Below are 7,722 nucleotides of genomic sequence, written 5' to 3'. Positions count from 1 at the left end.
AGCCGGACCCGGCCGTCGCCGTACTCCTCGGCGACGGCGACCAACGCCTGCAGCCGCGAGACGGGGAGCCGCCCCCCGGGGATGCGCACGCGCACCAGCCCGCCGTCGTCGGCCGCAAACGGCTCCACGACGCCGGGGCACCGGTCGGGACGGCTGCGGGACGGAGCGGTCCCGGGGGCCCGGTTCACCACACAAGTCCTTCGAGGTCGGGGGCTCGCCGCGTCACCCTTGGTGACCTCACGACAGATGTCGCAAGGGCCAGCAGGTCTTCGGACTCGGGATCGCGCGGACGGAGCGCCTTCCCAGGTGGTGATCACCCAGTGACATCAAGCGGCCATCGCTGACCGCCTGCTCCGCCCGTCACCCATACCGCTGCGCGTCAGTCCCGGATTCGCACCGGGTTCCCTGACCGCCACATGCGTGGAGGTCGACTGGCGCGGCCAGCGTACCAACCGATCTGCGGTCCGGGACAGGGCCGCCGCTCGCGGTCGATGGTGCGCCGGCCTCCCGATAGGTTGGCGGACATGCCGGCTCTCAAGGACGTCGTAGACCTGGTCCACGATTGGTATCCGCCCTCGACCGCCGCTGAGTGGGACGCCGTCGGCCTCACGTACGGCGACCCGGAGCAGCCGGTGAGGAAGGTGCTCTTCGCGGTGGACCCGGCGCCGGCCGTGGCCGACGAGGCGGCCGAGTGGAAGGCGGACCTGTTGGTCGTGCACCACCCGCTGTTCCTCAAGCCGGTCCACGGGTTCCCCGCCACCACGCCCAAGGGCCGGACCCTGGCGACGCTCGCCGCGTCCGGCTGTGCCCTCCTCACGGCCCACACCAACGCCGACCAGGCGGTTGGTGGGGTGTCCGAATCGCTGGCGCACGCCCTCGGGCTGACCGACCTCGAGCCGATCGTGCCGGCCGTGGGGGAGGCCGTCGACAAGCTGACCGTCTACGTGCCGCAGGACGCCGCCGCGCCCGTCCGGGCGTCGATGGCGGAGGCCGGAGCGGGCCGGATCGGCGACTACGACTTCGCGTCCTTCACCAGCGCTCCCGGGGAGGGCCGGTTCCGGCCGCTCGACGGCGCGAACCCCCTGATCGGCACGGTCGGTGCGATCGAGACGGTCTCGGAGGTCCGGGTCGAGGTCGTCCTGGCCCGCAGCCTGCGCGGACCTGTCGTCCGCGCCATGCTCGCCGCCCACCCCTACGAGGAGCCGGCGTACGACGTCGTGGAGCTCGCGGACCCCGGCGTGGTCACGACGGGCACCGGCCGCTGCGGTGCGCTGCCGCCGATGACGCTGGCCGAGTTCGCCGAGCGGGTCGCCGCCACGCTCCCGACGACCTCCCATGGGGTCCGGGTCGCGGGCGACCCGGACCGGCTGGTCCGCCGGGTCGCGGTGTGCGGTGGAGCCGGCGACTTCCTGCTGGACCAGGTGGCGGGGCTGCCCGTCGACGTCTACCTGACCAGCGACCTGCGCCACCACCCGGCCGCGGAGTTCGTCGAGAAGGGTGGACCTGCCCTGGTCGACGTCGCCCACTGGGCGGCGGAGTGGACGTGGCTCCCGGTCGTGGAGCAACGGCTCCGCGACGCCTTCGGCGACGCGGTGGAGACCCGGGTGAGCGCGCTCGTCACCGACCCTTGGACAATGAGACTGTGAAGGCACCTGTGACTGCAGCAGAACCCGTGAGGACCCGATGAAGGCCGATCCGTCTGCGCAGCTGCGGCTGCTGGACCTGCAGTCGCTCGACTCGCAGGTCGACCACCTCCGGCACCAGCGGACCCATCCGCCCGAGGCCGCGGAGATCAAGGAGCTGCTCGGCAAGCGCGCCGACATCGACGGCCGGCTGCGCGACCAGATGATCGTCGTGGACGACCTCGCGGCCGCCCAGGCGAAGGCCGACGCCGACGTCGAGCAGGTCAAGGCCCGACGCAAGCGCGACCAGGACCGGATGGACTCCGGCGCCATCGCCAGTCCCAAGGACCTCGAGCGGATGCAGCACGAGCTCGAGACACTGGAGCGGCGCATCTCCGCCCTGGAGGACGAGGAGCTGGAGGTGATGGAGCAGCTCGAGGAGGCGCAGTCCGCGCTGGCCGAGCTCACCGCCGCGCTCGAGTCCGTCGACACCCGGCTGGGCGACCTGACCTCCGCGCGGGACGCGAAGGTGGCCTCGTTCGACGCCGAGATCGCATCGGTGTCGGCAGGCCGCGACGCCATCGTCGCCGCGCTGCCCGAGGACCTCCTCGCCCTCTACGAGAAGCTGCGCGCCAACAAGAACGGCGTGGGTGCCGCCGAGCTCCGCGCCCGCCAGTGCGGCGGCTGCCGGCTGAGCCTCGACCCGGCCGAGCTCGGTCGGATCCGCAGCGCGCCGAGCGACGAGGTGGAGCGTTGCCAGGAGTGCCAGCGGATCCTGGTGCGGACGTCGGAGAGCGGCCTCTAGTGACCGTTCCGGGTCGCCGCGCGGTCGTCATCGAGGCCGACGGCGGGTCGCGCGGGAACCCCGGTCCTGCCGCGTACGGGGCGGTCCTCAAGGACGCCGAGACCGGTGAGGTCCTCGCCGAGGAGGCGATGACGATCGGCGTGGCCAGCAACAACGTCGCCGAGTACTCCGGGCTGATCGCCGGGCTCAAGCTCGCCGCAGAGCTCGCGCCCGGAGCGGCGGTCGAGGTGCGGGTGGACTCGAAGCTCGTCGTTGAGCAGATGTCCGGGCGCTGGAAGGTCAAGCACCCGGACATGCGCTCGCTGGTCGAGGAGGCCAGGCGGCTCGCGCCCGCGGACACCACGTACACCTGGGTGCCGCGGGACCGGAACCAGCACGCCGACCGGCTCGTCAACGAGGCGCTCGACGGCAGGCGGGCGGGCGTGACCGTCCCTGGCGCCGGCGACGAGGCCGGGGACCGGCTGCCCGACCAGCCGGAGTCCCTGGTCGAGCAGGCGGAGAGTCCGTCGGCCAAGCCGGGTGCGCCCACCACGGTCGTGCTGGTTCGTCACGGCGTCACGGCGCACACCTCCGCCCGGCGGTTCTCCGGCGGTCTGGGTGGCGACAACCCCGGCCTGTCGGACGAGGGGCGCACCCAGGTCGCCGAGGTGGCCGCGTGGCTCCTGGAGCTGCGGGAGCGGATCGACGCCGTCGTGTGCTCGCCCGTGCGGCGCACCCGGGAGTCGGCCGAGATCATCGCTGAGCAGCTGCGGCTGCCCGTGGAGGAGGAGCCGGGCTTCGCCGAGATGGAGTTCGGCGACTGGGACGGGCTGACCTTCGCGGAGGTGGCCGAGCGCGACCAGGCCGGGCTCGACGCGTGGTTCGCCGACCTGGCGGCGACGCCGCCCGGCGGCGAGTCGTTCGTCGGCGTGCAGGAGCGAGTGCTCGCCGGCCTGTCCCGCCTGCTGGCGGCCCACGCCGGCCGGACCGTGGTGGTCGTCAGCCACGTGACCCCGATCAAGACCCTCGTCGCCCACGCGGTCGGGGCGCCGCTCGACGCGCTCTTCAAGATGGAGCTCTCGCCGGCGTCGGTGTCGGCCGTCTCGTTCCACCCCGACGTGACCACGGGGGAGTGGACGAGCTCGCTGCGCCTCTACAACACGCTCGCCCCCGGTCGGCGGACCCTGCTCGACACGGGGCGCTGGTAGCCGAAGTAGAGGGGAAACCCTCCTGCGGGGCGGCCGCCTCGCTGCCACGCTTGCGGACATGAGCTACCCGCCGCCACCGCCGGGCCCCGGATCCTGGCCGGGCCCCGGCCAGCACCCGCAGCAGCAGCCCTCCGGACCCGGTGGTCCCGGTGGTCCCGGCGGTCCCCAGCCGCCGTACCAGCCCTACGGTCCCGGCGGACCGGCCGGACCTGGTGGTCCCGGCGGTCCCCAGCCGCCGTACCAACAGCCGCCGTACCAACCGCCGCCGAAGAAGGGCGGCAAGGGCTGCGTGATCGCGGCGGTGGTGGTGCTCGCGCTCGGCATCGTCTTCTGCGGAATCGGCGGCTTCGCGGTCTACCAGCTGGTCCAGAAGGTCGAGGAGACCGTGCCCGGCCTGGGCGGCGCCAGCTGCCCCACCGCGGACGCGGTCTCCGACGTGGTCGGGTACGACGTCGAGCTGGACCTCCAGGGCAACCTGGTCGTCGCGGCGGGATGCACCTACTCCGGCAGCGGGGTCGGCGTCACGATCGTCAAGGGCGCCGGTGTCATCGCCGACGAGGAGATCCAGTCCGTCAAGGACGAGGCGAGCAACCTGGGCACGGAGGCGACACCGATCGACGTCGGCGACGACGGGGTGGCCTTCGGCTCGCCGCGGCGCAGCGAGGCGATCACCAAGGCCGACTCGAGCGTGGTCGGGGTCGAGATCTTCAGCGAGGAGCCGCGGGACATCGGTGACAAGCGGGCAGCGGCGGTCGAGCTGTTGGAGCTCTTCCTCGACACCCAGTAGCCGGGCGCGGGGTCGGCCTCAGAGCTCGCTGACCACCACGTCGAGCTGGATGCCCTTCTTCGTGGCCGGGCCGACCTCGACCGTCCACCCCAGCCGCTCCAGGTGACCCGCCAGCGCCGAGGGCGTCCTCGGGTCGGCGCCGTCCTCCAGCAGCGCGCGCACGATCCGCCCCTTGGTGGCCTTGTTGAAGTGACTCACCACCTGTCGCCGACCGTTCGTCTCGTGCAGCACCCGCACGGTCGCCACCTGCGCGGCCAGCTCCGGCCCGGGCCGCCAGAACCCTGCGTACATGCTGGAGCGGAGGTCCATGAGCAGTCCCCGTCCGACCTCTTCGGCCATTGCGTCGGGAAGCGCCTGACGCCACACGGCGGCGACCGGCCCGAGGCCGGGCACGGTCGCGTCGCCGGAGAGCCGGTAGGCCGGGATCCGGTCGCCGAGGCGCACCATGCCGAACAGGCTCGACGTCACCGCAACCCGACGGGACGCGCGCCGCTTCGCGGCGGCCGAGAGCGACCCGACGTCCAGTGCGTCGTAGAGGACGCCGGTGTAGACGCGGTCGGCGCGCGCGGTCGGTGCCGAGGCGAGGGTCGCGTTCCGCGCCACCAGGTCGCGCTGGCTGCTGGACAGCCCCAGGACCGTGGCGGCGTGGTCGGGGTCCTCGCTGCAGAGGCTGACCAGGGCGCCGAGGACGCGCTGCCTGGCCCCGGTGAGGTGAGGGAGCGAGAGCGCCTGCAGGTCGAGGGACTGGCCTCGGCTGGGTGCGGCCTTGCCCTCGCTCGGCGGCAACAGGATGAGCATCTGCCCAACGATAGGGTCGGCCTCATGCCGAGCAACGTCGCGGTCCGGGTCGAGGCGACCCCACCCGCGCTGCAGGAGGGTCTCGCGGCGATCGAGAAGGAGCTGGAGCTCCCCGGCGACTTCGCCCCCGAGGTGACCAGGGCCGCCGAGAAGGCCGCAGCCTCCGCCGTACGCCATGACCTGGACCGGACCGACCTCGCGTTCGTGACCATCGATCCCGAGGGCTCGATGGACCTGGACCAGGCGCTGCACATCGAGCGCGCGGGCGAGGGGTTCGTGGTCCACTACGCGATCGCGGATGTCGCCGCTTTCGTGGCGCACGGAGACCCGGTCGACCTGGAGGCGCACCGCCGCGGCGAGACGCTGTACGGCGCGGGCAACCGGGTCCCGCTGCACCCGCCGGTCCTGTCCGAGGGAGCCGCGTCCCTGCTGCCCGAGCAGGTCCGCCCCGCGCTGCTGTGGACGCTGTCCGTGGACGCCGCGGGAGCCTGCACGGACGCCCGAGTCGAGCGAGCGATGGTCCGGTCCACCGCTCGCCTGTCGTACGTCGAGGCGCAGCGAGCGATCGAGGACGGCTCCGCGGGCGAGGTGCTCCAGCTGCTCGAGGAGGTCGGCACCCTCCGGATCGCGCAGGAGCGGGAGCGTGGCGGGATCTCGCTCCCGCTGCCCGAGCAGGAGATCGAGGAGACCGGGTCCGGGTTCCGGCTGGTGTTCCGCGAGCAGTTGCCGGTCGAGCTGTGGAACGCGCAGATCTCGCTGATGACCGGGATGGCGGCGGCCTCCCTCATGGTCGAGGGCGGAGTGGGCATCCTGCGCACCGTCCCGCCGCCGGATCCGCGCGACGTCGCCCGGCTGCGCCGGGTGGCCCGCGGACTCCGGATCTCGTGGCCCGAGGGCACCGACCACGTGGAGTTCATCCGTTCGCTGGACCCCGCGAAGCCCGCGCACCAGGCGATGGTCGCGGCATGCAAGCGCCTGCTGCGCGGCAGTGGCTACGCGGCCTTCGACGGAACGGTTCCGGAGCAGACGAGGCACTCCGCGATCGCAGCGGAGTACGCCCACGTCACCGCGCCGCTGCGTCGCCTCGGCGATCGCTACGCCGGCGAGACGTGCCTGGCGCTCAGCGCCGGCCGCCCGGTCCCGGACTGGGTGACGGCGGCGCTGCCGGACCTGCCCGAGGAGCTGCGGGACTCCGCGCGGCGCGCCGGCTCCTACGAGCGCGCGGTGCTCGACCTGATCGAGGCTGCGGTGCTCTCGGACCGGGTGGGGGAGGAGTTCGACGGCGTGGTCACCAGCGTGCGGGACGAGGAGCCGACCCGGGGCGTGGTGCTGCTCGCCGACGTGGGCGTCGAGGCTCCCGTTAGTTCGCCGCGGCCGCTGCCGCTGGGTGAGAACGTCCGCGCTCGGCTCGAGTCCGCCGACATCGCGGCCCGCAGGGTCGCGCTCACGGTCGGCTGATGCTGCAGTGACGGTCGGCAGGGTCCTGGTCACCGGAGGCGTGCGCTCCGGCAAGTCGAGGCACGCGGAGGGGCTGCTGGCCGAGGAACGTGCCGTCACCTACGTCGCCGCCGGTCCCGTGTACGACGACGACGACTGGGCCGCGAGGGTGGCTGCGCACCGGGCGCGCCGGTCGGCGACCTGGTCGACTGTGGAGACCCGCGACCTGGCCGGTGCGATCCGGACGGCGACCGGCCCGGTGCTCGTCGACTGCCTGGGCACCTGGCTCAACGCCGTGATCGACGAGGCCCGGCTCTGGGAGGCGCCTGTCGTCGAGATCGACGACTACGTCGGTGGTCTGCTCTCGGAGGTGGCGGCCGTACTGGCGGAGACCAGGGTGCCGGTGGTGGTCGTGACCAACGAGGTCGGGCTGGGCGTGGTGCCCGAGCACCGCTCGGCGCGGATCTTCCGCGACGCGCTGGGGACGATCAACCAGCGCGTCGCCGCGGTCTGCGACGAGGTGCACCTGGTCGTCGCGGGGCGGGTGTTGAAGCTCTAGGGCGCGCCGGCCAGCCCGACGAGCAGCACGACCAGGGCGACCTCGATGCCGGCGCCGTACACGTCGCCGGTGACGCCACCGAAGCGTCGCACGGCGTGCGCGGTGAGCCCGACCACGACCAGCGCGGCAAGGGCGACGGTCACCGGACCCCGGACCGGGTCGACCAGCGTGGCGAGCGCCGCGAGCGCGGCCCAGCCGCACGCCGCCGCGGCGACCGGGACGCGACGGGTGAAGGTGATGCCGAGGCCGTCCTGCCGGGCGGGCGGGACGATCGTGCAGCAGGTGATCCACAGCGCCGCGCGGGAGGCGCAGACCGTGGCGCCGGCGATCACCGCCCCGCGCACGTCCCCTCCCCAGCCCACGAACCACATCAGCGCCGAGGCCTGACCCCCGAGCACCAGGACGACGGCGGCGACGCCCGCCGGGCCCGCCGTGCCGCTCTTCATCACGGCCAGGGACCGCTCGCGGTCGTGGGAGGCGGTCAGGCCGTCGGCCACGTCGGAGAGGCCGTCGAGATGCAGGGCGCG

The 7,722-nt window shown here is 73.5% G+C and carries 8 protein-coding genes, 1 pseudogene and 1 riboswitch; of the genes and pseudogenes, 6 read left to right on the top strand and 3 right to left on the bottom strand.

Features of this window, described 5'->3' with window-relative positions:
• A pseudogene (locus E7Z54_RS15095) lies at window positions 1-188 on the bottom strand (hypothetical protein); the annotation flags it as partial.
• A 55-nt stretch (window positions 189-243) separates the two neighbouring features.
• Window positions 244-451: riboswitch (cobalamin riboswitch) on the bottom strand.
• A 73-nt stretch (window positions 452-524) separates the two neighbouring features.
• Between E7Z54_RS15095 and E7Z54_RS15090 the strand changes: the two are divergent.
• Genes E7Z54_RS15090 through E7Z54_RS23800 form a run of 4 tightly spaced genes read left to right on the top strand, consistent with a single transcriptional unit; the run spans window position 525 to window position 4,401 of the window.
• Entirely contained in the window at window positions 525-1,646 is a 1,122-nt protein-coding gene (locus E7Z54_RS15090) for a Nif3-like dinuclear metal center hexameric protein (RefSeq protein ID WP_136435035.1), read from the top strand.
• A 37-nt stretch (window positions 1,647-1,683) separates the two neighbouring features.
• Window positions 1,684-2,427, top strand: coding sequence for a zinc ribbon domain-containing protein (locus E7Z54_RS15085; protein ID WP_136435033.1), 744 nt, complete (start codon window positions 1,684-1,686; stop codon window positions 2,425-2,427).
• A complete protein-coding gene (locus E7Z54_RS15080; protein WP_136435032.1) occupies window positions 2,427-3,614 on the top strand; it encodes a bifunctional RNase H/acid phosphatase in 1,188 nt (395 codons plus the stop codon). Before E7Z54_RS15085 ends, E7Z54_RS15080 begins: the two co-directional genes overlap by 1 nt.
• Before the next feature lie 58 nt (window positions 3,615-3,672).
• Window positions 3,673-4,401 carry a hypothetical protein gene (locus tag E7Z54_RS23800; RefSeq protein ID WP_206056257.1) on the top strand — a complete coding sequence of 243 codons (729 nt, stop codon included), beginning with the start codon at window positions 3,673-3,675 and terminating at the stop codon, window positions 4,399-4,401.
• Window positions 4,402-4,419: 18 nt separating this feature from the next.
• Here the strand turns inward: E7Z54_RS23800 and yaaA are convergent, their stop codons facing one another.
• Window positions 4,420-5,199, bottom strand: a complete 780-nt coding sequence (gene yaaA / locus E7Z54_RS15070; protein ID WP_136435030.1) for a peroxide stress protein YaaA — start codon at window positions 5,197-5,199, stop codon at window positions 4,420-4,422.
• Between the two features lie 24 nt (window positions 5,200-5,223).
• Between yaaA and E7Z54_RS15065 the strand changes: the two genes are divergently transcribed.
• Together E7Z54_RS15065 and cobU are read left to right on the top strand one after the other, a co-directional pair.
• Window positions 5,224-6,657: an RNB domain-containing ribonuclease gene (locus tag E7Z54_RS15065; RefSeq protein WP_136435028.1), complete on the top strand. Its 1,434-nt coding sequence runs from the start codon at window positions 5,224-5,226 to the stop codon at window positions 6,655-6,657.
• A 7-nt stretch (window positions 6,658-6,664) separates the two neighbouring features.
• Window positions 6,665-7,195, top strand: a complete 531-nt coding sequence (cobU, locus tag E7Z54_RS15060; RefSeq protein WP_136435026.1) for a bifunctional adenosylcobinamide kinase/adenosylcobinamide-phosphate guanylyltransferase — start codon at window positions 6,665-6,667, stop codon at window positions 7,193-7,195.
• Here cobU and E7Z54_RS15055 read toward each other — a convergent pair.
• On the bottom strand, window positions 7,192-7,722 hold a 531-nt coding region (locus tag E7Z54_RS15055), incomplete at its 5' end, for an adenosylcobinamide-GDP ribazoletransferase (protein ID WP_136435025.1). The genes cobU and E7Z54_RS15055 overlap by 4 nt on opposite strands.

Source organism: Nocardioides sp., from assembly GCF_004803405.1.
GTDB classification, from domain to species: domain Bacteria; phylum Actinomycetota; class Actinomycetes; order Propionibacteriales; family Nocardioidaceae; genus Nocardioides; species Nocardioides vastitatis.
This window is presented reverse-complemented; position numbering and strand designations above follow the sequence as displayed.